A 24,285-nucleotide genomic window follows, 5' to 3' on the forward strand; every position below is an offset into this window, starting at 1 on the left:
CGAATTCGACGGAGATTTTGCCCATAAACCCTGTTTTCGGCCTCAAACCGACTCTTTTCGGCAAAATCTCCGTCGAATTGGTTCATACCGGGGCTACCGGGTGACTGCGGCGCGCAGGGGCGCGTTCGCGAAAGCGCGCATGCCCTCCTCGAATGAAATGCTGGGTGCCCAGTCCAGTTCGCGGCGGAGTCGCCCCGAGGAGGCAGTGATGTGGCGCACATCGCCGAGCCGGAATTGCCCGGTGACGACGGGGGTCGGTCCGTCGGTGGCCACGCTGAGGGCCGCGGCCATCTCGCCGATGGTGTGCACGACGCCGCTGCCCACGTTGAAGGGGCGGAAAGTGGACGGCTCGATGCCGGCGGTCCAGTCGAGCGCGGCGAGGTTGGCCGAGGCGACGTCGGCGACGTGCACGAAGTCGCGACGCTGGCCGCCGTCTTCGTAGACCCGTGGGGCCTCGCCGCGTTCCAGCGCCGAGCGGAACAACGACGCGACACCCGCGTAGGGCGTGTTCTGCGGCATCCCCGGCCCGTAGACGTTGTGGTAACGGAGCGCCGCGGCCCGGCCTCCGGTGGCGCGCGCCCACGCCGACGCGAGGTATTCCTGTCCCAGCTTGGTGCTCGCGTAGACGTTGCGCGGGTCGAGCGGGTCGTCCTCGGAGATGAGCAGTGGCTCGAGGGCCTCACCGGTGGCCTCATCGACGGGGTCGAACACGCCTTGCAGCAGATCGGCCTCGCGGCGCGGTCCCGGACGCGTGAAACCCTCCGGGCCGCGGTAGCTTCCCTCCCCGTAGACCACCATCGAGGAGGCCAGCACGAACCGGTTGATCCCGGCCTCGGTCATCACCGCGAGCAGAACGGCCGTGCCGACCTCGTTGCTGTGCACATAGTCGGGGGCGTCGGCGAAGTCCACGCCGAGGCCGACCTTCGCGGCCTGGTGACAGACGGCATCCGTGTCGCGGAGAGCGAGCGCGACGACGGATGCGTCGGTCACGTCGCCGACGATCACGTCAACACCGTTCGGCAGCACCGGGAGTCCACCGTGCACGTCACTGCGGAGGGAATCGAGCACCCGTACCTGCCAGCCGCGGGCGAGCGCGTCCCGGACGATCGCGCCGCCGATGAAACCGGCCCCACCCGTGACGAGCAGGCGCCGGGTCACGCGTCGGCTCCGGCCGGCGCGGCAGGGGCAGGTGCAGGACGACGATCGAGCACGACGCCGACCTGCTCGGGGGCGATCAGCTCGCGAGGGGAGAAATTCTCGGGCAGGGCACGCAGGATGCCGTCGATCGCGGCCAGGATCCGCGGCTGGGCGGCCCGGAGACGCGTGAAGACCAGGCTGGCGGAAACTGTATCCGGGTCGGCCTCGACCTCGGCCTGAGGTGTGTCGGTCTGAGCGGTGTCGGTTTGAACGGTGGGCACCGGGGCCAGGCCTGCGTCGGCGTCGGTGACGAAGGAGAGATTGACCGTGCCCATGTTGAGTTCGGCGGCCAGGACGACCTCCGGGTACTGCGTCATGTTGACGGTGTGCGCGCCCGCGGCGCGGAACCAGAGCGATTCCGCCCGGGTGGAGAACCGCGGGCCCTGAATCACGACGCAGGTGCCGGTGGGTGCGAAGTTCTCCTCCAGCGTCGCGAGCGCGCCGATCGCGAGGCGGCGCAACTCCGGATCGAACGGGTCGGCCGCGGCCAAGTGCGCGACCGTGCCCTGGTCGTAGAAGGTGTCGGCACGGCCCGAGGTGCGGTCGATGAACTGGTCGGTCACCACCAGCATCCCCGGCGGGTATGCGGGGCTGACGCCGCCGACGGCCGACGAGGAGATGATGGCCTTCACGCCCAGCGACGCGAGCGCCCAGATGTTGGCCCGATAGTTGATCAGGTGCGGCGCCACCGAATGGTCGCCGCCGTGCCGGGCCAGGAAGGCGACCCGCCGGCCGGCCCGCAATCCGATGGAGATCGACGCCGAGGGAGGGCCATAGGGCGTGATGATGTCGACGGATGTCTCGGTGCCGGCGTCGAAGAGCCGGTACAGTCCGGACCCGCCGATGACGGCGACGCCCACGTCGGCGGTGCTGGTGGTGCTAGTGGTGGTGCTGGTGGTCTCGATCACGGGATCTCCAGAGGTTGGAAGACGGTTAGCGGGGGTAGACCCGGATCGGGGCCGCCAGCGGCCCGGCCTGGCTCAGCGGGAATGCCGCGAGCAGCCCGTCGCCCGCGTAGGCCACCGAAGCCACGGTCGAGGTGCCGCCGGACACGAGGTAGCGCTGCGACTGCTCCAACGGCATCGTGGCCGAGCCGCCGGCCGGCACCGCCACTGTGCTGGATGTGCCATTGTCGGGGGTGGCCGTGTAGGTGGCGTCGACGGTGCCCATGTTGACCAGGTTGAGTTGCGGGGACGGGCCGTCGGCGGCGGCCACCAGGAACTCGTCGGCGAGGGCGTCGGACGACGCGAACCAGGCGAAGTCGCGGCCTGCGGAACCCGCCGCGGAACTCTGCGCCGCGGCCACGATCGGCTCGCTGGCGGTCAGTTCCAGCGAGTAGGTACCGGGAACGAGCCCGGTCAGGGGCACCTCGGTGGCAACCCCCGGCTGGATGTCGACCTGGACCGAGGCCCCGGCCGCCTGGCCGGTCGCACCGGTCACACCGACCTGGACCGTCGCCGCCACCGTTCCGGGAACAAGCACCCGCACCGAGGTGACGTCGTCACTAAGGCCGCCGACCTCGTCGGGGGCATCCGATCCGGCCGCGTTGGAGACGATCACGCCGGCGATCGCCAGGGCTTCGGCGGGGCCGTTTGAGGGACCGAGGAGGTCGACGCCGCCGGGTTCCAGCCCGCGCACGATGCTCTGCTGCAGCGTGGCCGCCACCTGGCCGCCCTTGGATTGCACGTGCAGCACGGGTGAGCGGAGGTTGGGGGCCAGTCCGGCGAGGGAAACGACCCGCTGGGTGCCCGGCTGCACGAGGATTCCGGTGGAGCCGGGGGCATCCACCTGACCGGTCTCGCCGAACACGGCCAGGTCGACGGTGGCCACGACCGTGGTGGGGTTGCTGAGCAGCACGAGGCTGGTGCGGCCGATGTCGGTGGAACCGCCGACGAGCCAGCTATCACCGGCCGCCTCCCCGCAGCCCGCGACGGCCAGGCCACCGAGCGATTCGCCGCCCGCGATCTGGGACTGGCTGCCCGTGACCAGCGGTGCCGCCCCCGACCCGGGCGGGGTCGGAACGCGCAGCAACTGCGGTGCGCCGAACGATTCGGGGTTCGCGTTGTCCGGGGCCGCGATGGCTGTAACCTCCGGTTCGATCCATCCCGGCTCGCCCGACGCCGCATGGGCGCCGAAAACGGCTGCAGCGCTTCCGACGGAACTGGCTGCCTGTGCCTGGCTGGAATCCTCGGCCAGCACGAGGAGCGGCCCCGGGCAGACTCGTTGCTGCTCGCTCGGAGTCGGCGACACGATGATGGACGACGGCCCCTTCTCAACCGTGGGCCAGGTGACGAGGGTTGCCGCGCCGACGGATGCGACGACGACTCCGAGACCGACCAATCCGGCCACCGCCCGCGCCCCGAGCAGGGCGATTCCGCGTTTACTGGGCATGGTCGTGCTCCTCTGAACGGGCGCCGATTTCCGTGTCAGGTCCGGAGTCGGGTCCGGTACCGGAACCGACGTCCGGTGACGTTCCAGGGACGGCTTCAGTCGACGTGACCGGTGCGGCTGTGTCGAGGGTGCCCGCCGCCGCGGGCGTGACGGCGCGCTCGGTGGAGGGCCGGAAGCCGGGCGCGGGCTTCCTACGGGCCGCCGCCTTGGCGATACGCTTGTTCTCCCTGGTGCGGGCCTTCGCCGTGTTGCGGATGGCGTCCCGGCTGGCCTGACGCACCGCCTCCGGCCCCGCACCGGTAGGGATCGACAGGAGCACGGTGGCCCCGACCACAAGCACGGCGATGACGAGGAACACCAGACCGAGAGTGCCGCCGGCGTTGGCCGGGATGGCGCCGTTGGCCGCGGTGGGAACCGGGGCATCCGTCACCTCGTACTGCCAGAGCCGGCCGAAGACCGTGTCTCCCACCGGCGCCAGGGCGGCGTTGCCGTCGAGGGCGGTCGTGGTGCGGCCGGCGGTCTCTTCTGCCGCGGGGGTGACCGGCGCCGTGTTTCCGGGACCGGCCGGTGCGACGGCGGCCGGTCGAAGCAGCACGAAACGGATGCCGAAGTCGGCCAGGCCGGCCGCGGCGTCGAGCCCGCTGCGCGAGGCGAGGTTTCCGGCCAAAGTGGCCAGCTCCTCCTCCCGCGGGCTGAGGGTCACGTCGGTGCTGCTGAGGGTGGACTGGGTGTTCAGGGTGGCGCCGGGACCGCGCACGATGGTCGCGAGGATGCCCCCGTCGGGTTGCGGCACGATCTGCAGGGTGCCGACCCGGGCATCCGTCTGCGCCTCGGCGCTGACGAACGCGGGCTGGGTGCGGTCGATGCCCTCGGCCACGACACTGGTGCCGAGGGGCAGGGCTGCGACCAGCGGCGCCACCACGATCACGAGCAGGGCGACCACGGTGACCGCCGGGGCGATGGCGAAGCGGCGCAGGCCGCGCAGGGCGAAGACGACCGCGCCGACCAGTCCGAGCCAGTACAGGCTGAGCCCGGCGCCGGCCCAGATGCCGACCGGCTGGCCGCCGACCGAGGAAAGGGAGAGCTGGCTGGCGGCGATGGCCGTGCCCGCACCGAGCAGGGCGGTCAGCAGCGCGAAGCTCGCGCCGCGGGCCCCAGGCAGGAAGAGGGCAAGGGCGCCGAGTACGGCCAGCGGGATCAGGAGCACCGGCACGAGCACGGACGCGTCGACACCGGGCAGCCCGAGCGTCTCGAGCAGCGGGGTCCACCCGCCGAGCTCACCGGACGGGAAGCCGAGCAACAGCTGCCACACCGAGACGTCGGGGGCGGGCAGAGGCAGGCCCGGGTCCGCCAGCAGGGCCAGCCAGTTGCCGCGCAGTCCCTGATTCCAGATCAGAGGTGCCGCGAGGGCGAGCGCCGCCAGAGGGATGCCGATGAACCGCATACCACTGCGCCCACTGAGCAGCATGGCGATCAGCCAGACCACCAGGAGCGCGGGCGCGAGCGACGGCGCCGCAGCCACGATGGCGGCGAACAGCAGGGCCGCGGAGCCGGACGCCGACCACGAGCGGGCGGCCATGAACCCGGCGAAGAACAGCCACGGCAGCAGCAGGTGCACGAGGATCGCAGCCGGACGCCCGGCAGCGAGGGCGCTGAGGAAGGTGGGCGACAGCATCCAGAGCACGGCGGCGATGGCGCGAATGGACGCGCGCTCGGAGAGGCGGGTCGCGGCAAGCCAGGCGCCGAGGGCGGCCAGCGGCAGGGCAAGGAAGTGGAGCAGGACGAGCGAGAAGGACGGCGCCCAGAAGGTGAGCGAGCCCAGCACCGCCAGCACCGTGGCGAATGGGTCGGCGCCGCCGACAAAGCCCAGGCCGATGTCGCGCCAGCCGTAGCCGATGCTCCCCCAGAGTTCGGCGGGGGTGTCCGACAGTGGCAGCAGCCCGCCGCCGGTGAGGGTGCGGGCGCCGATCAGAGGGCCCAGGACGATGAGGCCGGCCACCAGGGCGGCCAACACGGTCCACGCGCCGCCACCGGAGGCGAAGCGGATTTCGGGCACCTCGCCGTTCACGCTGGTGAGGCTGGCCTCACGGCGGAGCGCCTGGCGGCGGCGCACCTCGACGGTGGGCACGCGCAGCGAGGCGATCGACGCCCAGCCCAGGGTGCGGGTGGCACCGAAGCGGCGCCGGGCAGCACTCACCCGCAGACCGCTGAAAGCCGCGGCGAACGCGGCGGAGTACTCACCCAGAATCGCCCCGGGTTCCTTCTGCAGCAACTGCCCGAACGAGCGCAGCACCGCGAGGGGAACCAGGGCCAGCCAGTGCAGAGGGATCATCCAGCGCGGGGAGTAGACAAGCCGGCGATGCAGCTGCGCGGCGCGCATGGCACGGAGGCGCTTGCGGCGCGCGCGGCCGCGGGAGGAGCCGCTGGTGCCGGCAACGCCGTCTCCGGCTGAGGCCACCTGAGCCGCGGCGACGCCGGAGACGCGGTAACCGGCCATCCGCACGCGCACACAGAAATCGAGGGAGTCGTCCGCGGACGGCAGGGCCGGGTCGAAGCCGCCGAGCTGCTGCCAGACGAGGTGGCGCACCAGCATGCCGCCGGCGCTCACAGCGAGCACGTCGCCCATTCCATCGTGCTGGCCCTGGTCGAGTTCGCTCTCCACCAGGGTGACGGTCGCACCGCCGGGCGTCAGGGACTGCCCGAATTCGTGGATATAATCGCTGGCGTCCCAGTCCATGACCTTGGGACCGGCCACGGCAACGGATGGCGCAATCTCCAGTTCGCCGAGCAGGGCCGTCAGGGCGTCGGGTTCCGGCGCACTGTCCTGGGCGAGGAGCCACAGCATTTCGCTATCGGACTCGGCGGGCGCGATGACCCTCTCGGCCGTGACGATGGCCTCGCCGAAGCTGAGTCCGGCATCCGCTGAGATGAAGTGAGTCGGTGCGTAGGCAGCCAGAAGCGCGGCCGTAGTGTCGGTCGATCCGCAGTCGACCGTGATCACGACGTCGGGTTGACGTGTCTGGCGACTCAGCGCCTCGAGAGTGCGGTCGAGGTGCTTGGCGCCGTTACGGGCAACGAGGATGGCGGTGACTCTGGCATGCATATGGAGAACAGCCTAGATTGGTTCGGGCCCGATGAGGAGCAATGGGAGGGGCGAGCCTGAAAAACACTGCTTCGCCTCCGGTGCCGCAGCCGGCGTCGGGTCCGGATTCGCATGCCGTGGGTCGTTTTACGGCCCGTCTGAGGCCTAGCTGGCCCGCTTGCGCAGTTTGCGCCGTTCCCGCTCGGACAGGCCGCCCCAGATTCCGAACCGCTCGTCGTTGGCGAGCGCGTATTGCAGGCACTGGGTTTTCACCTCGCACGAGGAGCAGATCTTCTTGGCATCGCGGGTCGACCCTCCCTTTTCGGGGAAGAACGCCTCCGGATCGGTCTGCGCGCAGAGCGAGTCCGATTGCCACGACAGAAGATCGCCGTCGCCCACTTCCTTACGGACCCCGGGAACACCCAGACGAACCGGGTCAATGAACCAGTCCTCCGGTACCCCGGCACGAGACTCTGATAGCGCCATATCGTCATCCACCCCACTGCAAAATGTGCCCAAAATTACGCGTCAGCCCTAATTACAGCCGTGTAATTCCTTGCCGTCAAGTCGCTGATACTAAACCGTCAATATTTGTTGGAGGGTTTCGACTCGCCCAAGAGCGAAAATCGGTGCGATTTGATTGGTCACAACGCTGAGACGGATGCCGCCTGCCGCGATTCCCAGGCGCTTTGCACCATCTCCTCCAGGCTGTGGCGCATGGCCCAGTCCAGATCGCGGGCCGCGAGTTCGCCGGAGGCGACGATCCGGTCGGGGTCGCCCGCGCGGCGCGGACCGATCACGGGCGCGAAGTCGATGCCGGTGACGGCCGCCACGGTGGACATGATCTGCCCCACCGACACTCCGTCGCCGCTGCCGAGGTTGTAGACGGGCAGCACCGGCTCGCCGGCGTCCAGGTGCCGGGCCGCGGCCACGTGCGAGAGGGCCAGGTCTGCCACGTGGATGTAGTCCCGCACGCACGTTCCGTCGGCGGTGGCGTAGTCGTCGCCGTTGATGCTCGGGATGCGGCCCTCCATCAGCGCGTCGAAGACGAGGGGGAAGAGGTTGTGCGGGCTGGTGTCGCGCAGGTCGAGCGCTCCGGACCCGACCACGTTGAAGTAGCGCAGCGCCGTGTAGCGCAGTCCGGCGGCGACGGCCTGATCGCGCAGCAACCATTCGCCGATCAGTTTGGACTCACCGTAGGGAGATTCGGGGTTCTTCGGGGTTTCCTCGGTGACCAGGTCGGTGTGCGGGGTGCCGTAGACGGCCGCGCTCGAGGAGAACACCATCCGTTTGACCTCGCACTCCTGCATGACCGCCAGCAGGGTGGCCATGGCCGTGACGTTCTGCTCGTAGGTGTGCAGCGGGCGCTGCACCGAGACCCCGGCGTACTTGTAACCCGCGACGTGTACGACGCCGGTCACGGTGTGCTCGGCGAAGGTGCGCACCAGCAGCTCGCGGTCGAGGAGGGTGCCGCGCACAAACGGCACGTCGGCAGGCACGAATTCAGCGTGCCCGCTGGAGAGGTCGTCGATGACGACCACCTCGATGCCCTCTTTCAGGAAAGCACGAACGATGTGGGAACCGATGTATCCGGCACCTCCGGTGACAAGCCACGCCATCTGAACCTCGCAAGATCTGACGGCAATCAAGCACTGCCGCTCTGCAAGCCTAGCCTCGGTGGCGGGGCTGTCGCTGGTCGATCAGCGCGGCAGGTCGTCGGGGCGGGTCGCCCGGCGCAGCCTGCCGCTGCCCGGAGCGAGTTCCCGGAGGGTGGCGGACGCGGACGCGGGGGCGGGCAGGGTCGGGCAACGGATGGGGCCCTGATCGCGACGCGCGCGGGTGCGCCAGGCGGCTCGACCGCGAGCTGGGCGGGTGCTCGCCGCGGCGCAGGGGCGACACCTGATGCGGGGGCCGGGAACCGACCCGGGCCCTAGCCGAGACGGTGGCGCGCCCGCAGCATCCGCTCGTGGAACGGCGGAAACGCTGCCGACGGCTCGCGCAGGTAGTCGTACTCCAGCGCCGTGACCATCGCCCGCACACACAACCCCCACTGTTTGCGAAGGAGCGCGTAGCTGAACCTCAGGGTGCGCCCGTTCTGGCTTGCAACCAGCAGATCGCGTTCCCGGTCGACCTCGAAGGCGATCGGATCGTCATGCCAGTCCTTCCCATCGATCTCGACGAAGGTCGACGGCCCGATCTGGCCATCGAGATGCCCGACCCCGCTGACGAACGGTTGCGGAACGAAGGGGATGCCCGCGGCCAGGGCCTTGAGTCGGAATTCCGTTTCCCCACCCGCGGCGGCGCGTCCGTCGACTTCGTCGCGCCAGGACTGAACCCGCAGCGGCGCGCGGGCGAAGATCCAGCCCAGGTCGTCGCGGATAATCCCGACGCCGTTTTCCTGGGCGCTGTGCAACGCGGCATCCAGACACACGATTGCGGTGACCCGGTCGTGGTTGTTCAGAATGTGCACCAGGGCCTCGTGCACGCTGGTACGCCACACGCAGTCGCCCCGTCCGTCGATCGCGTCGTCGCTCCACGTCACGCGACACCGCACACCGTCGATCACATCCAGCCGTGCGCGCATGTCCGTCGGGCGCCGCAACCCGCGCACGGCGCTGGGGACGCTGACGTGGAGCCTGCCGGTGGTTGGGGTCCAGATCCCGTAGGACTTCAGGCAGCTCAATCCGGCCAGCCGGCCTCCGATCCGGAACGCCTCGACGGCCGACGGCGGCGCCGACGGAACCGAATACCAGCCCTTGCGCACCCGCACGACCGTTCCCCGGTTGACCTCGCCGCGGAGGTGCCCATCGCTCCAGCCTCGGGCGCGGAGTGCGGCGCGTTTGACGAAGAGTCCGTGGTCGAGGATGTCCCTGATGAGTGAGCGCATGGCCCGCAGCCTCGCAGCGGAGTCGAACCCGCGCCGCGGCATCCGTCACCTTGGGGATAAAACGCCGCCCCCACCGGGTGGGGGGGGGCACCGTTTCCCGCCCGGACGCTCCCGATCAGACCGCCCCAGCACCCCCGCGCTGCTGCGCGGAAGGGCGACCGCGAACGAATTCGACGGAGATTTTGCTCCGAACAGCGCACAAACCGGCAAATAGCGGGTTCGAGCGCAAAATCTCCGTCGAATTGGTGGGGAGCCAGGGCTAGGGGGTCGTGGCCAGGAAGACCTCGCCGACGCCGGCGAACGTGAGCGTGCCTTCGTCGGGCGTGATGTAGACGGACTCGCCGCGCTTGAGGGCGACGGATGCCCCCGCACCGGCCACCAGGAATCCCCCGGCCGTGCAGATGGCGATCGCGGGCCCCGTCAGCGTGAACTGCCGCATCGGCACTCCCGCGCGAGAAGCCGCAGCCGCACGAGCACCAGCACCCGCATCCCCGGGAGAAGCCGCAGCCGCAGGCGCGCCCGCACCCCCGGCTTCCGCCGCGATGTGCACGAGCACGAAGTCGTCCACGTCGGGTCGGTACTCCGAGACGCCCGGAGACGACAGCACGGGCGGAAGGTACGGCACGGGCAGCGGCGTGAATTCGAGCACCTCGAGCAGTTCGTCGACGTCGATGTGCTTGGGGCTCAGCCCGCCGCGCAGCACGTTGTCCGAGGCGGCCATCAGCTCCACACCGAGGCCGGACAGGTAGGCGTGGATGTTCCCGGCAGGCAGGTAGAGCACCTCGCCTCGGCGCAGCGACACCCGGTTCGTCAGCAGCGAGATCACGATGCCGGGATCCCCCGGGTAGGCACGGGCCAGGTCCCGCACGGTGGCGAGTTCGAGCGGGTAGTCGAGGATCGCGCCGCTCTCGGCCAGGTCGGCCGCGCTGACGGCGAGGGCAACCACCCGCTCGACCAGCCAGGCCACCTCGCCGGAATCGCCGCCGCGGCCGTCGCGCAACAACCAGTCGACGCAGTCGCGCAGAGCGTCGTCGCCGAGCAGGTGCCGCTCGAGCGCATCGAGCGCGCCGGGCTGCGGGTCGTCCGAGGCCACGTCGAGGGCGCGCAGCTCGCCCAGGATGCCGCGGATCTCGACCGGCTCGCGGAACCCACAGAGGGCCTCGAAGGTGTCGCTCAGGGCGAAAATCACCTCGGGCTTATGGAACGGGTCGCGGTAGTTGCGGTCCGCCGCATCCTGCGGAATACCGGCCGCGTTCTCCAGGCCGAAGCCGATCCGTGCCCGCTCCGCGGTCGGGTGCGCCTGCAGCGAGAGCGGTCCCGCGGCGGCGAGGATCTTCAGGAGATACGGCAACCGCGGAGCAGCGGGCGCGGCGAGCGCGGCGCCGAGGGCCTCCTCCGGGGCTGCGTGGATCCAGTCCAGGAGGGTGTGGTGGCCGCCGACCTGCTCGGGGTCGGTGATGACGCTCGGCGATCCCGGGTGTGCGCCCAGCCAGAGTTCGGCCTCAGCTGTGCCCGACGGATCGTAGCCGAGCAGACCCGCGATGGCGGTGGTCGAACCCCAGGCATAGTGCCGCGGCGTATTGGTGATGCCCACAAACATGGCGCTCTCCTGCACTCTTAGGTTTAGACCAAACTACCAACCGCTTGCGGCGTGCCGGTTCCGCGACCGTAGGCTGCGAACATCCGCCGACCGCCGCACGCCGGCCGTCGCCACCTTTGCAATGGAGCACCTGATGACCTTCGAGCTACTTCCCAGCGACTTCTACGGCTACGAGAATCTGCTGACCGATCAGGAGAAGACCGCGCTCGCCAATCTGCGCGCCTACCTCGAGTCCGACGTTCGGCCCATCGTGAACGGATGCTGGGAGCGCGCCGAGTTTCCGGCCGAGGTCATCCGGCCGCTGGCGGCGCTCGGGGCCTACTCCTTCGGCTGGCCTGAGACCCGGCCCTTCCAGAACTCCGCGGTGTTCCGCGGCTTCGTGGCCCTGGAGACGGCGCGCGTGGACGCATCCGTCGCCACGTTCGTCGGCGTGCAGAACGGCCTCGCCTGCGGAACCATCTCGGCGACCGGCTCGCCGGAGCAACGCGACGAGTGGCTGCCGCGCCTGGCGAGCGGGGAGCTCGTGGGGGCATTCGGGCTGACCGAGCCGCTCTCCGGCTCGGACGCGGCGCAGGGACTGCGCACGACGGCCACCCGCACCGGCGACACTTGGCTTCTGAACGGCGCCAAGCGCTGGATCGGCAACGCCACCTTTTCCGACATCACCATCATCTGGGCGAAAGACACCGCCGACGGCATGGTCAAGGGCTTCATCGTGACCACCGACACCCCCGGCTACAGCGCCACCCGCATCGAGGGCAAGATCAGCCTGCGCTCGGTGCAGAACGCCGACATCGTGCTCGAGAACGTTGTCGTGCCCGAAAAGAACCGGCTGCAGAACGCGAACTCGTTCAAGGACACCGCCAAGGTTCTGCGCCTGACCCGCGCCGAGGTGGCCTGGGCGGCCGTGGGAACGTCGATCGGCGCCTACGAGGCGGCCGTCGCGTACGCGAAGGAGCGCACGCAGTTCGGCAAGGAGATCGGCGGCCACCAGCTGGTGCAGGACCTGCTGGTGAAGTCGCTGGGCAACATCACCGCCAGCCTGGGCATGGTCGTGCGGGTCTCGCAGATGCTCGACGAGGGCAGCCAGCGCGACGAGCACGCCGCCCTGGCCAAGCTCTTCACGACTGCCCGGATGCGCGAAACGGTCGCCTGGTGCCGCGAACTATTCGGCGGCAACGGCATCGTGCTCTCGTTCGATGTGGCGCGCTTCTTCTCCGACGCCGAGGCCGTCTACTCCTATGAGGGCACCCGGGAGATGAACACCCTGATCGTGGGGCGCAGCATCACCGGCCAGGCGGCCTTCGTCTAGGCGAGTCAGGGGCCGCGCCCGCCCTAGCCGCGAGCCCCGAGTCCCGAGCCCCGAGTCCCGAACCGCGAGCCCCGAACCGCGAGCCGCGAGCCCCGAACGAATTCGACGGAGATTTTGGCCAAACCAGTCCCCAGAACCCCGAAAAAGCGCTTTTACGGGAGAATCTCCGTCGAATTGGTTCAACGCCGAGCGGGCCCGACTCGCGTCGGGAGGCTACGCCAGCGTCAGGAAGAGCTTCTCCAGCTCCTCGACCGTGAGGGAGTTCTCCCCCTGCGGGTTGTCGAGGCACTCGCGCATCGCCGTGGAGACGATGACGAAACCGGCCTTGTCGAGGGCGCTGGACACGGCGGCAAGCTGAGTGACGACATCCTTGCAGCTGCCGCCGGCCTCGACGGCGGTGATGACCGCCGCGAGCTGGCCCTGGGCCCGGCGCAACCGGTTGAGGATCTTCTTCTGGTTCTGTTCCCCAGCGACGTCGGCAGCAGCGACGTCGGCAGCGGTAGCGGTGATTTCGGTCATGCCGGAATCCTTTCAGACTTGGCGGCGATGACGGGCATCAGGCCGAGAGCGGTTTCGCCGGCGATCCAGGTGCGGTAGCCGCCGTCGAGGTTCTGCACGTCCAGCCCGTTCTGGCTCAAAATGCGTGCGGCCGTGTGCCCGCGCTGGCCCACCTGGCAGTGCACGATCACAGGTGCGTCGGGCAGCTCGGCCAGGCGGTCCCGCAGTTCGTCCACCGGAACGTTGATCGCGCCGGGAATGTTCCCGGCGGCGAACTCCGCCGCCGAGCGCACATCCACGAGCACCGCGCCCGCGGCCCGGGCGGCGGCCAGCTCGTGCCACTGCAGCGCACGCGTCGTTCCCGCGGCAAGGTTGTCGGCGACATAGCCGAGCTGGTTGATCGGGTCCTTCGCCGACGCGTACTGCGGCGCGTATGCCAGCTCGAGGCGGGTGAGAGCGGATGCCGTCAGTCCGCCGGTCATCGCCGTCGCCAGGATGTCGATGCGCTTGTCGACGCCGCTGCCGCCGACGATCTGGGCGCCGAGGATGGCATCCGTCGCCGGGTCGACCAGGAGCTTCATCGACATGCCCTCGGCGCCGGGGTAGTAGGTGGCGTGCGACGCCGGGTGGGTGTGCACGACCCGGCGCGCGCGGCCGCGCTGCACGAGACGCTTCTCGCTCCAGCCGACCATGGCCGCCGTCAGGCCGAAGATGCCGAGGATGGCGGTTCCGAGCACCGGGGAGGCCGACGCGGGCTCGCCGGCGATGCTGTCGGCGGCCGCCCGGCCGTGCCGGTTTGCGAGGCCGGCCATGGTGATCAGGATGCCGCTGTCGTCGACGGCGTCGATCTTCTCGACGCCGTCGCCGACCGCGTAGATCGACGGGTCGTTGGTCTGCTGACTGCCATCGACGGCGATACCGCCGCTCGCGCCGATCGTGATGCCCGCCCGGGCGGCGAGCGAGGTGTCGGGGAGCACGCCGACGGAGTCGATGACGAGGTCGGCCGGAACGACGGATCCGTCGCTGAGCTTGACTCCCGCGTCGGCGGCGGCGACGACGGTCGTGTTCAGGCGTACGTCAACGCCCCGCAAGAGCAGCTCGTCGAAGATCGGCGCGGCCATCTCGGCGTCGAAGGGCCCGAAGACCTGGGAGCCGAACTCGACCAGGGTCACGTGCACGCCGCGGCGAACGAGGTTTTCGACGGCCTCCAAGCCGATGAACCCGGCGCCGATGACGACGGCGGAGGCCTGACCCGTGACGCCGGCCAGCAGAGCGGTGATGTGGTCGACGTCGTCGACCGTGCGCAGGGTGCGAGTGGCGAGGCCGGCCGGGGTGATCCCGGTTCGGGCCGTCGCTCCGGCAGCCAGGATGAGGCGGTCGTACGTCTCGGTGGTCTCGGCGCCGGTCTGCGTTTGGCGCACGGAGACCGTCTTCGCCTCCCGGTCGATCGCCGTGACCTCGTGGTCGACGCGCACGTCGAGGCGGAAGCGGGCTTCGAGGGATGCCGGGGTCTGGAGTAGGAGATCGCTGCGGTCCGTGATCACGCCGCCCACGTAATAGGGAAGTCCGCAGTTTGCGAACGAGACATAGTGGCCGCGTTCAAATACAATAATGTCTGCCGTCTCGTCCAGCCGACGCAACCGCGTCGCCGCCGACATTCCGCCCGCAACTCCACCAACAATGATCGTTTTCATTCGAACCTCCGGGATAACCATACCCCAGGGGGTATAGAAATTGATCGGTGACCGCCCCGGCACGCTCTAGCCTTAGACACATGCCCGCCGTCCAGAGCCGATTCGTCGTTCGCACCTTCGCGACGCTCGTCTTTTTCTCCGTCCTGGCCGGCCAGTTCTGGCGCAGCCTTTTCGGCTGGTGGGGCTACGGCGCGATCGCGCTGGTCGTCGTCGTGAGCAGCGTCGTCGCCCTCGTCACATTGAACCCGGACTGGATGTGGTCGCGGTTCCCGAAATCGCTCATCGCCTTCCTCGGTCTGGCCACTCTGTCGCTGGCCTGGTCGTTCTACCTCGGCGCCTCCCTGATCGGAGTCACCCTGCAGTGGGCAACCACGCTGGCCGCACTGTTCCTCGCCCTGTGCCTGAGTTGGGCCGAGCTGCTGCGCACGCTCGCCGCCGCACTGCGCTGGATCCTCGCCCTGTCCCTCGCCTTCGAGCTCATCGTCGCCGTGTTCGTGCGGCAGGCCGTGCTCCCCTTCTGGGTCGACTACGGCACCAGCAACGTGCCGGAGTCGTACTACTGGACCCGCGGTATCCTGCTGCAGGGCGGGCCAATCGAGGGCATCGTCGCCAACCGCAACCTGCTCGGGTTCGTGGCACTGATGGCCGTGATCGTCTTCGCCGTTCAACTTGCCGCCGGCACCGTGAGCCGCAACTGGGGTCTGGCGTGGCTGGGCCTCGGGGTGCTCATGCTGCTGCTGACCCGGTCCGCGACCGTGACGCTTGCCGCCGCCGCCGTCGCCGCGGCGCTGCTCTTCGCCCTCTGGGCGCGCCGCCGGCCCCCCGAGGGGCGCCGGCCGGTGTACCTGGTGGCCGCGGCATCCGTGGTCGTCGGCGGTGTCGGCCTGGTGGCCCTCACGCCGCAGCTCCTCGCCCTGCTCGGCAAATCCGCCGACCTCACCGGCCGCCTCGACATCTGGCGCAGCGTGGCCGGGCTGGCAGCCGAGCGCCCGGTGTTCGGCTGGGGCTGGGTGAGCTACTGGGCCCCCTGGGTCGAACCCTTCGAGGGTCTCGCCGTGCGCCGCGGCGTCGTCTACCTTCAGGCGCACAACGCTTGGCTCGACGTCTGGCTTCAGCTGGGCGTCCTCGGGCTGATCATCTTCGCCGCCGCCGTTTTCTCCACGCTGTGGCGCTGCTGGTTCCTCGCGGTCGACCGGCCCAGGCGCGCCCTCGCCGACACGGAACCCTACGCGGCCTCCGCCCTGCTCCCGCTGCTGCTCCTGGTAGCCCTGATCGCCCAGAGCCTGGCCGAAAGCCGCATCCTGATCGAGTCCGGCTGGCTGCTGCTGGTCGTGCTCGCCGTGATCACGAAGCGACAGCAGGCAACCAATCAACGGATGCCTTAGGCGGTAGCGTGGGAACGTCATGACCTACCGCGCGTATCCCCCCGCCGTGCCGGACCAGTTCACACGGCTGTTCGCCTCCCCCAAGTTCGCCTCCTCGCTGGCGCTGGTCATCATCGGCTTCGCCTTTTCGACCACTGCCCTGCGCGCCGTGATCGGCCCGCCCGGCGTCGTCGGCATTCTCGTGGGCCTCGTCGTGCTGGCCGCGTTCTCGCTCACCGCCCGCTGGGCCGGCGTCGACTGGCACGGGCTCCTGCCGATCTCGATCATGGTCTTCGTGGGCTGGTGTGCCCTGTCGGTGCTGTGGTCCAGCTACCCGCTGCACACCCTCAGCGCCTCGCTCTACCAGCTCGCCTTCACCTTTTTGGCCATCTACATCGCCCTGGCCCGCGACACCATCCAGGTCGTGCGCGCCACCGGCGACGTGCTGCGGGTGCTGCTCGGAGTGTCCCTGGCTCTGGAGGTGCTCTCCGGCCTGCTGCTCGACACGCCCTTCGTCTTCCTCGGCATCCAGGGCAACATCGACTCTTTCGGGCCCGTGCAGGGCCTCTTCGGCTCCCGCAACGTGTTTGGGTTGGTCTCGCTGATCGCGGCGGTCACTTTCGCGGTCGAGCTGCGGTCCCGGTCGGTGCGGCGCGGGCTCGGCATCGGCTCCATCGCCCTGGCCGTGTTCGGCCTGCTACTCACCCGCTCCCCCGTCATCCTCGTGGTGGCCCTGTTCGTGGGCCTCGCCGCGCTGGCGCTGATCTGGCTGCGCGCCACGCCCGCCGCGAACCGGTGGCTGCTACAGATCGGGCTGCTCGGCGGCACCGTCGTGGCCGGCATCATCGCGATTGCGGCCCGCGCGCGCATCACCGACCAGCTGAACGCGGGCAGCGAGTTCGAGGCCCGCACCACACTCTGGGGCGAAATCTGGCGTCTGGCCATGCTGAACCCGCTCGAGGGCTGGGGCTGGGCCGGTCTCTGGCCCGTCGACGTCACGCCCTACGGCTGGCTCAGCTTCGTCACCGGGCGCCCGCAGGCCTCCGCGCTGAACGCGTTCCTCGACGTCTACTTCCAGGTCGGCCTGGTCGGCCTCCTGTCGTTCCTCGCGCTCGTGACGCTCGCCTTCTGGCGGTCGTGGTTGCTCGCCTCGGACAAACGCTCGATGGTCTACGTCTGGTCGCCGCTGGTGCTGGTGACCCTGCTGGTCACCTCGGCGGCCGAAAGCACTGTTCTGGTCGACTTCGGCTGGCTGCTGCTGCTGATCTGCGCCGTGAAGGCCGCGCAGGGCAAGAGCTGGCGCAGCCTGTTGCAGCCCACCCCGCACCGGCACCCGGAGTAGAGGTCGCTGGGAGCCGACCCGAGCGAGGGCCGAGCGCGCACCGACAACGAAATCTAGGCCCGTCGGATGTCTACCGAGAGGATGCCCAGGAACATTCCCGACATCGCTGTCTGGAAGCCCAGCATCATGAACAGTGCCGCCGGCACCGCCAGGCGCATCGTGTCAACCGGGTCCTGAGGGCCGAAGCCCGATGCGCCCCACGTGGCCAGCTGAACGATCGCGACACCCAGGCCGGCCATGAAGAGAGTGAGCCCGACGACCGCTCCGCTTTCCAGGCTCGCTCGCTCGGCGAACCGCTCGAACGCCTGACTCCGCGGGAGATGGAACCCCTCGTGCCGGCCGTAGAGCTTGGTCAGCAGGGCGAACAACACCGCCTGGTACCCGACGACCGTCAGTGCGGCCAGATACACCTGGCTGGAGACGTCCAGCCCGACCCGGCCGATCTCCAGTGGCCCGAACACCAGGGCGACGGTAGCGAGCAGACCGACTGCGAACGCCACCGACCCCGGGATCAGGAACAGCCAGCGGGGGTTGAACAACAGCAGGAACCGCAGGTGACGCCATCCGTCGTGCCAGCTCCGCAGGTGCGGCGGACGGCTCCGGCCATCTCTGGACAGGGTGGTCGGTACTTCGCTGACGCGTAACCCGTCGAGGGTGGATTTCACGACGATTTCGCTGGCGAATTCCATGCCGGTGGTGATCAGGCCGAGGCCGAGGATCGATTCGCGGTTGAAGCCGCGCAGGCCGCAGTGGAAGTCGCGGATCTCGGAGCGGAACAGCATCCGCCCGATCGTCGACAGAACCGGGTTTCCGAGGTATTTGTGCAGGGGCGGCATGGCCCCGGGTTCGATCCCGCCGCGGAACCGGTTTCCCATCACGAGTTCATCGCCGGCCCGGAGCCTTGCCACAAAGGGATCCAGGGCGCTGAAGTCATAGCTGTCATCCGCGTCGCCCATGATGACATAGGTACCCCGCGCGCCGACGATCCCCCCCATCAGTGCGTTGCCGTATCCCTTCGCCGCAACGGGTACGACCCGGGCGCCGTGGTCGAGGGCAATCTGCTGGGATCCGTCGGTGCTGCCATTGTCGGCGATGACGACCTCGCCCACAATCCCCGCGCCGGAGAGGTAGGCCTGGGCCTTGTCGATGCAGATGGCAAGGGTCTCCGCCTCATTGAGGCAAGGCATGACGATCGAGAGTTCGATCGCGACGACTGCGGATTCGACAGCGGATTCGACAGCGGTGGAGTCGGTCATGATGTCCTTTTGCGAGGGAGAACTGTGGAGATGGTGTGAAACGGGTGAAGCGATTGCAGCCTAACGGAGCGTGACCGCCACCGACTGCGGCCACCGAGACCGGGACCGTCGGAACGAGGCCATAACCACGCAGCAGGTGGTCACCGAATATCCCGCGATCACGCCGGCCGCGGCGGCGCCCGACCCGCTCCAGGCGGGAGTGCCGACGAGCATGACGACCAGTCCTGTCACCAGCCCGGCGATGGAGGCGACCGTCGCCACCATGGTTCGACCCGTCGTGAGCAGGAAGGCGGTGGCAACGAGGCCGATCGAGAACGCGAACACGCCGATCAGGAGGAGCGCCATGATCGGCCCCGCGGCTCGGTAGCCGGCTCCGAAGACGATGCTCACGATGAGGGGGCTGGCCAGCGCGACGGCCCCGAACACGATCCCCAGACCGACGAACATCACCCCGAAGACGCCCAGATAGTTTTTCCGTGCTGCCGCCGGGTCGACAGCCGCCCATTCTGAGAACCGCGGAATCAGAACCTGGGTCACCGCCTGGCTCAGCATCGACGCCGGTGTGGCAAGCGCCATCGCCGCCGCGAACAGCCCGGCCTGGGCCGGGGATTCGACGATGAACACGTAGACCATCGCGAACTGGATCAAGCCGTTCGAGGCCAGGAGCCCGAGCGAGTTCCAGGAGATGAGCTTCCAGATGGTGGCCGGTGCGGTGACGGCCTCCTGGTTCAGGGCATCGTGCCCGCGATGCGCGCCGCGCAGGGAATGCAAGCCGAACAGGGCGTACCCGATGGCGAGCGGCCAGAGCAGGGCCCACGGCAGTTGCGCGGCCAGGACCACGATCAGTAGAACCATGGTCAGTGCGGAGGAGATGACATCCCACACGGCTGCCGAGGTGATTCGTCCCAGACCGACCTCGATGCCGCGCGCGAGAATGTAGCCGGAATACGCGACGATCAGGGCGGCGATCGCGGCCGCATCCGCCGGGTCCGCCCCCAGCGCGAAGATGCTGACCGGGATGCCGATCGCGAGAATGACCAGGCAGGAAATCCAGAAGGATCGCTGAATCAGGCGCAGGGCGTGCACCGGGGAGTATCCGAGCGCCCGGGCATGGGAAAGGAAATGGGAGGCCGCGTTGCCCGCCCCGGTCGGCCAGAGCAGGGAGAGGATGAGCGACAGCGCGATCCACGCTGACACCTCTGCCAGCTCGCTCGGCCCCATAAACCGACCGATGAGCACCGTGTACGCAAAACGGGACAGCCCCTGAGCCAGGACGCCTACTGTGGAGAGAGCCGCCTGGGACATGAGCGAAGATGGTTTCACTCGTGAATGCTATCCGGCCATCACGGTGATCCGCCCACTCCGGCCCTCGTCGGCCACGAAGGAGATCCCGGTGACACTCGACATCATGATGCCGTTCTACGGTCGTGTCGACCATTTTCAGGCTGCGGTGCGCAGCGTGCTCGCGCAGGTCGACCCGGACTGGCGGCTCGTGGTGATCGACGACCACGACCCCGACGAAACGGCCGGCCGGTGGCTGCGGGGGCTGGCAGACCCCAGAATCATCTACCGCCGTAATCCGATCAATCTAGGCATCAACGCGAACTTCCAGGCATCCATCGACCTGGCCGAGAACGAGTGGCTGACAATCTTCGGCTGCGACGACGTGATGCTCCCCGACTATGTCAGCCGGATCACCCAGCTGATCCAGGAGCATCCGACGGTGGCCTTCATCCACCCCGGCACACGCGTCATCGACGAGCACGGGCAGGTCAGCACACCCCTCGTCGACCGGGTCAAGTCCCTGTACCGGCCCCGGTTCCACGGTTCACTCGAACTCGCCGGGGAGCCGCTCGCGGTGAGCATCACCCGAGGGAACTGGATGAACTTCCCGGCGATCGCCTGGAACCGCTCCGCGGTCACGGCGGTCGGCTTCCGGCCGGATTTCAGCATTGTGCAGGATCTCGGGCTTGCCCTCGACCTCGCCGTGCGTGGCGGGAGCCTACTGCTCGACGACCAGGTCGTCTTCGAGTACCGTCGCCACGCGTCCAGCGTCTCGTCCTGGCGGGCGGCCGACGGAAGCCGCTTCGCCGAGGAACAGGGCTTCTTCCGCGGCCTCGCGGTCGAGTTCAACGGCCACGGCTGGCCCCGTGCGGCGCGAGCCGCACGCCTGCACCTGTCGTCCCGAGTGAACGCACTGACCCGAATCCCGGACGCCGTGAGGGCCCGGCGCAGCGACGGCATCCGGATTCTGCTGCGTCACGCCCTCGGACTCACCGTCGCCGCGACGCCCAGAGACTAGGGCGCAACCACCCGGTAGATCGAGAGGCTGGACTTCGGCAGGTCAAAGGTGCGAACCGGGGACAGGCAGTCCAGATCGAGGCGTTTGTCGTCGGCGAGCACGTAGCCGACCTCAGCCTGGGCGAAGGTGGAACAGGCATCGAAGCTCACGCTGATCTGATCGGCGGCGGGATTGGCAACGACCGGTTCGCCCGGCCCGGCCACCCAGCTCACGCCCGCCAGCCGGTTCCATTGCAGCGTGTACACACCGGCTGGATCGATGGCGCCCCACATTCCGGCAGAGGGCGCGCCTTGAAAACCGTTGTAGGCCCGCACCCCGGACTCGAGCAGCATGGCTGTGGTCAGCCCGCCGCCGACGCCAACCCAGGTTTTTGGAGCCGCCTCGTCCAGGGCGACGACAGCCTGGGACACGTCAGTTTCCCGCAGGTCGAAAACGCCGCGGTAGATCGGATTGGTCAGGCCGGAGCCGGCAACGGTCACGATCAGAAACGCGGTCGCGGCGAGTTGTGGCCTGCGCCGAGCGACGAAGTAGATAGCCGCGGCCGACAGCAGCGCCCAGAGCCACCACAGCTGCACCGGCTCCAGCATGCCTGGCAGCCGTCGCCAGGCCAGGGCGCCGATTGCAAGCTGGGAGAGCAGGAAGGCGATCGCAGCGGCTCCGGCCAGCCACTTGCCGGCCCGCGCCCGCTTCTGGTCGAGGTAGGCGATGACGTAGGCGACCAGGGCGATGGAGGCCAGCCCCATCCCGAGTCGAACCCGATTCGGCGTGGTCTTGTCGAGCAGCAGCAGCCGAGCGATCGCATCCCAGCCGGGCAGGTAGAGATACGCCAACAGCACCGACACGGATGTGGCGAGGCCGATCATCGCCCAGGGAAGGGTTTTGTGCATCCTCGCCTCCCTGGCGATGATCCAGACGACGACAGGAATCAGGAAGATGCCCAGATAGAAGAACGTCGCGGCCTCGGACGAATTGCCACCGAGAAAACCAGCCCGCTGCTCATTCAAGGCCTGGGTGAACGAGGAGCCAACGGCGGAGGCGAAACTCAACGGCCCGTTCCCGCCTGTAGGGGTTGACCGGTTCCCCGGATACGCGGTGCCCAGAAAAGCCTGAACCGTTGACAGTTTGGTGGCCAGCCACACCACCGCCACGACGGATGCCGCCGCGCCACCGACGAGGACCGGGACAACGCGTGCCAGCGTCGCCCGCCACCTCGCGCCCCGGCGCAGTTGTTCGATCATCAGGGCAATCCCGAAGAACAAGACCACAACGGCGGCCGGCACGATGAACGGAACGTAGATTCCCATCGCCATCACGACGGTTAGGTAGGCCACGAGGGCGGAGAAGTTCCAGCGGGACCGTCGCGATGGGCTCCGGAATGCCCAGACCAGAGCCGTCATGGTGACAAGCGCCCAAACGGCCGGCCAGAGTGTGGTCGAGAGGTACCACCATTGGAACAACGGGCTGAAGAAGAATCCGACCGCAAGCATCGCCGACACCCCGGGTCGGCGCGGGATGACGGTGAGCAGGAATGCGTACGCTGCGGCTGCGAGAGCAAGCCCGGGCAGCCACCACTTGAAAGCTATGGCGTGGTCGACGTCCATCAGCATGAAGCCCCAGAGGTGAGGCCTGAAGGCGACGGACCAGTCCACCCTGGGGAGGTCCTGCGGCAGGGTCGCGTCCATGCCGCCCGGAAAGGTCCCGTTGGTGAGCGGCAGGCCCTGCTCGACCTGGGCGATGGCCCATACCGTCTGCACGTTCCATTCGTCGGAGCGGGTGGCCTGCGGGTGGCCGGCGATCAGGTCCGGGTCGGCGCCGTACGACACCTGGCTGAAGAACACGCCGGATGACGAACCGTTGATTCCGAGCGTGACGAGCACGATGCCGAGGATCAGCAGCAGTGCGGGGAATGCGAGCAGGATTCGTAGTCGCGGCAGGCCGTAGGGACCTGGGTCGATTGCGCGACGATAAGCGTCCCGCCCTGCACGGTATCTGGAGCCCCAACCGACGGCACGCATTCGAGTGTTGTTCACCACGAACCTTTCAAATCCCTGTGCGGGACTCCCCCACGTCGAAGCCCGACCCCTGCCACGGCGCGGACTTGCTTTCTCAGAATAAAGGATCACAAACGCTAGAGCGGCTGAACCAAATCCCGCAGAACGTCTTGGGGCCCCAGACCGAACCGCGCGTATCCACCGGTGCGCCACTGACGGAGAACCGGGAGCACACGGCGGAGCCGGGCGCTCGGCAGGGCGCTGCGGGCGCGCTCGTGCGCGGCCTTCGCCGTGATCAGTCGAAGGTACGAGTCGACCGGAACCGGCATCAGGCCCAGTGCGCGTTCATCCAGCGCCTCGGCCCGGGCCAGCAGACGCGAGTTGCGTAGCGTGCGCGGCGTCCGCAGCCTGGACAGTCGGCCGGCGGCATCCAGACTGGTTACGCCGATCTGGTTGCCGCCGTGTTGCCGGTAGTCGACCAGGGCGTCGTCTAGGAAATCCATGGTCCCCGTTGCCGCGGCGACGATCGCCAGCCATTCGTCGTGCACCCACGCTGCCGGGAACGGTCGTGCCCGCTGCACCAGCCCGCGGCGCAGCATCACGGTGGCGCCGGTGACGATGTTGCGGCGCAGCAGGATGTCGAAGGCGTGTCCCGCGTGCACTGCGGCCCGCTCGGCGGCGGAGACCCCCAGGGTGGCGAGCAGGGTGCGGCCTATCGGCCGGCCGGTCTCATCGACGAGTCGGGCATCCGTATGGAGCAGTTGCAGGCCGGGGCGAGCCTGGAACTCGGCGGCCAGCAGGGCCAGACGTTCCGGGGGCCACACGTCGTCCTGATCGCTGAGCGCGATCAGCTCGCCCGTGCAGGCAGCGAGCGCCTGCTCGAAGTTCGCGGTGACGCCGAGCGGCGCCGGGTTACGGATGACGCGCAGGGTCACGGGCTGCCCCGGATGTGCGCCCCGCCACGCTGCGACCATGCGGTCCACCGCCGCCGGGGTACCGTCAGTGGAGCCGTCGTCGGAGACGATGATCTCCTGGGCGGGCACGCTCTGATCGAGGATGCTGAGCAGCTGTTCCTCGATGAACTCGGCGCCGTTGTAGGTGCAGAGCGCCACGGACACGCGCGGCATGGATGCCGCGGGCCCACTCGAACCGGAACCGGTTGAATGAGTCATCAGCGACGCTCACGATCGAGGGCGTGCAGGACGCTGGAGGCCGGAAGCTGCTGTGTAACCACGTTGTGTTCGCTGCCCCCGATCAGGGCGCTGCTGGTCTTGGCGATATGGGTCCCGTTAAGGGACGGCACAGAGTTCGAGAGTTCTATGACTCCGGTGGTTGTCATGCGTGGGGCGAGTCCTGTCATTGCTAGTCT

At 68.8% G+C, this 24,285-nt stretch carries 19 protein-coding genes; 4 read left to right on the plus strand and 15 right to left on the minus strand.

Annotation, left to right across the window (positions count from 1 at the left end; translation table 11 throughout):
* Positions 1 to 93: 93 nt before the first annotated feature.
* From E3T34_RS07660 to manA, 8 genes are all read right to left on the minus strand, one after another.
* On the minus strand, positions 94 to 1,158 hold the full coding sequence (locus E3T34_RS07660; RefSeq protein WP_134342638.1) for an NAD(P)-dependent oxidoreductase: 1,065 nt from the start codon (positions 1,156 to 1,158) through the stop codon (positions 94 to 96).
* Positions 1,155 to 2,105, minus strand: coding sequence for an MTAP family purine nucleoside phosphorylase (locus tag E3T34_RS07665; protein ID WP_134342639.1), 951 nt, complete (start codon positions 2,103 to 2,105; stop codon positions 1,155 to 1,157). The genes E3T34_RS07660 and E3T34_RS07665 overlap by 4 nt, the downstream gene beginning before the upstream one ends.
* A 25-nt stretch (positions 2,106 to 2,130) precedes the next feature.
* Positions 2,131 to 3,588 carry a DUF5719 family protein gene (locus tag E3T34_RS07670; protein ID WP_134342640.1) on the minus strand — a complete coding sequence of 486 codons (1,458 nt, stop codon included), beginning with the start codon at positions 3,586 to 3,588 and terminating at the stop codon, positions 2,131 to 2,133.
* Positions 3,578 to 6,691, minus strand: a complete 3,114-nt coding sequence (locus tag E3T34_RS07675; protein WP_134342641.1) for a glycosyltransferase — start codon at positions 6,689 to 6,691, stop codon at positions 3,578 to 3,580. The genes E3T34_RS07670 and E3T34_RS07675 overlap by 11 nt, the downstream gene beginning before the upstream one ends.
* Positions 6,692 to 6,835: 144 nt before the next feature.
* The gene (locus E3T34_RS07680) at positions 6,836 to 7,156 is read right to left on the minus strand and encodes a WhiB family transcriptional regulator (RefSeq protein ID WP_134342688.1); all 321 of its coding nucleotides are present in this window, start codon (positions 7,154 to 7,156) and stop codon (positions 6,836 to 6,838) included.
* A 158-nt stretch (positions 7,157 to 7,314) separates the two neighbouring features.
* Positions 7,315 to 8,289 (minus strand): UDP-glucose 4-epimerase GalE, encoded by a 975-nt coding sequence (gene galE / locus E3T34_RS07685; protein ID WP_134342642.1) that lies wholly within the window; start codon positions 8,287 to 8,289, stop codon positions 7,315 to 7,317.
* A gap of 311 nt (positions 8,290 to 8,600) precedes the next feature.
* On the minus strand, positions 8,601 to 9,557 hold the full coding sequence (locus tag E3T34_RS07690; RefSeq protein ID WP_134342643.1) for a hypothetical protein: 957 nt from the start codon (positions 9,555 to 9,557) through the stop codon (positions 8,601 to 8,603).
* A 259-nt stretch (positions 9,558 to 9,816) separates the two neighbouring features.
* Positions 9,817 to 11,157, minus strand: coding sequence for a mannose-6-phosphate isomerase, class I (gene manA, locus E3T34_RS07695; protein WP_104100302.1), 1,341 nt, complete (start codon positions 11,155 to 11,157; stop codon positions 9,817 to 9,819).
* A 133-nt stretch (positions 11,158 to 11,290) separates the two neighbouring features.
* Here manA and E3T34_RS07700 point away from each other — a divergent pair, with 133 nt between their 5' ends.
* Positions 11,291 to 12,469, plus strand: coding sequence for an acyl-CoA dehydrogenase family protein (locus E3T34_RS07700; RefSeq protein ID WP_134342644.1), 1,179 nt, complete (start codon positions 11,291 to 11,293; stop codon positions 12,467 to 12,469).
* Between the two features lie 213 nt (positions 12,470 to 12,682).
* Here E3T34_RS07700 and E3T34_RS07705 read toward each other — a convergent pair whose 3' ends face one another.
* Positions 12,683 to 12,988, minus strand: coding sequence for a metal-sensitive transcriptional regulator (locus E3T34_RS07705; protein ID WP_104100304.1), 306 nt, complete (start codon positions 12,986 to 12,988; stop codon positions 12,683 to 12,685).
* Positions 12,985 to 14,661, minus strand: a complete 1,677-nt coding sequence (locus tag E3T34_RS07710) for an FAD-dependent oxidoreductase (protein WP_134342645.1) — start codon at positions 14,659 to 14,661, stop codon at positions 12,985 to 12,987. Before E3T34_RS07710 ends, E3T34_RS07705 begins: the two co-directional genes overlap by 4 nt.
* A gap of 80 nt (positions 14,662 to 14,741) precedes the next feature.
* On the opposite strand from E3T34_RS07710, the gene E3T34_RS07715 reads away from it, so the two are divergent.
* Together E3T34_RS07715 and E3T34_RS07720 are read left to right on the plus strand one after the other, a co-directional pair.
* Positions 14,742 to 16,046, plus strand: a complete 1,305-nt coding sequence (locus E3T34_RS07715; RefSeq protein ID WP_134342646.1) for an O-antigen ligase — start codon at positions 14,742 to 14,744, stop codon at positions 16,044 to 16,046.
* Between the two features lie 19 nt (positions 16,047 to 16,065).
* Positions 16,066 to 17,367, plus strand: coding sequence for an O-antigen ligase (locus E3T34_RS07720; RefSeq protein ID WP_134342647.1), 1,302 nt, complete (start codon positions 16,066 to 16,068; stop codon positions 17,365 to 17,367).
* A gap of 53 nt (positions 17,368 to 17,420) precedes the next feature.
* On the opposite strand, the gene E3T34_RS07725 is transcribed toward E3T34_RS07720, so the two are convergent.
* Complete coding sequence (locus E3T34_RS07725; RefSeq protein WP_198412272.1) at positions 17,421 to 18,623, minus strand: glycosyltransferase family 2 protein; 1,203 nt, start codon at positions 18,621 to 18,623, stop codon at positions 17,421 to 17,423.
* Between the two features lie 60 nt (positions 18,624 to 18,683).
* Positions 18,684 to 19,946, minus strand: a complete 1,263-nt coding sequence (locus E3T34_RS07730; protein ID WP_134342648.1) for a lipopolysaccharide biosynthesis protein — start codon at positions 19,944 to 19,946, stop codon at positions 18,684 to 18,686.
* A 70-nt stretch (positions 19,947 to 20,016) separates the two neighbouring features.
* On the opposite strand from E3T34_RS07730, the gene E3T34_RS07735 reads away from it, so the two are divergent.
* Positions 20,017 to 20,925, plus strand: a complete 909-nt coding sequence (locus E3T34_RS07735) for a glycosyltransferase (RefSeq protein ID WP_134342649.1) — start codon at positions 20,017 to 20,019, stop codon at positions 20,923 to 20,925.
* Here the strand turns inward: E3T34_RS07735 and E3T34_RS07740 are convergent.
* The 3 genes from E3T34_RS07740 to E3T34_RS15810 all read right to left on the minus strand — a co-directional run bounded on the left by E3T34_RS07740 (position 20,922) and on the right by E3T34_RS15810 (position 24,255).
* Positions 20,922 to 22,955, minus strand: coding sequence for a hypothetical protein (locus tag E3T34_RS07740; RefSeq protein ID WP_134342650.1), 2,034 nt, complete (start codon positions 22,953 to 22,955; stop codon positions 20,922 to 20,924). The genes E3T34_RS07735 and E3T34_RS07740 overlap by 4 nt on opposite strands.
* Positions 22,956 to 23,053: 98 nt before the next feature.
* Positions 23,054 to 24,088 carry a glycosyltransferase family 2 protein gene (locus tag E3T34_RS07745; protein ID WP_198412273.1) on the minus strand — a complete coding sequence of 345 codons (1,035 nt, stop codon included), beginning with the start codon at positions 24,086 to 24,088 and terminating at the stop codon, positions 23,054 to 23,056.
* Positions 24,088 to 24,255: a hypothetical protein gene (locus E3T34_RS15810; protein ID WP_166785862.1), complete on the minus strand. Its 168-nt coding sequence runs from the start codon at positions 24,253 to 24,255 to the stop codon at positions 24,088 to 24,090. Before E3T34_RS15810 ends, E3T34_RS07745 begins: the two co-directional genes overlap by 1 nt.
* Positions 24,256 to 24,285: the final 30 nt, after the last annotated feature.

Origin of the sequence: Cryobacterium sp. TMT1-62, from assembly GCF_004403145.1 — a bacterium.
In the GTDB taxonomy this organism is placed as follows: domain Bacteria; phylum Actinomycetota; class Actinomycetes; order Actinomycetales; family Microbacteriaceae; genus Cryobacterium; species Cryobacterium sandaracinum.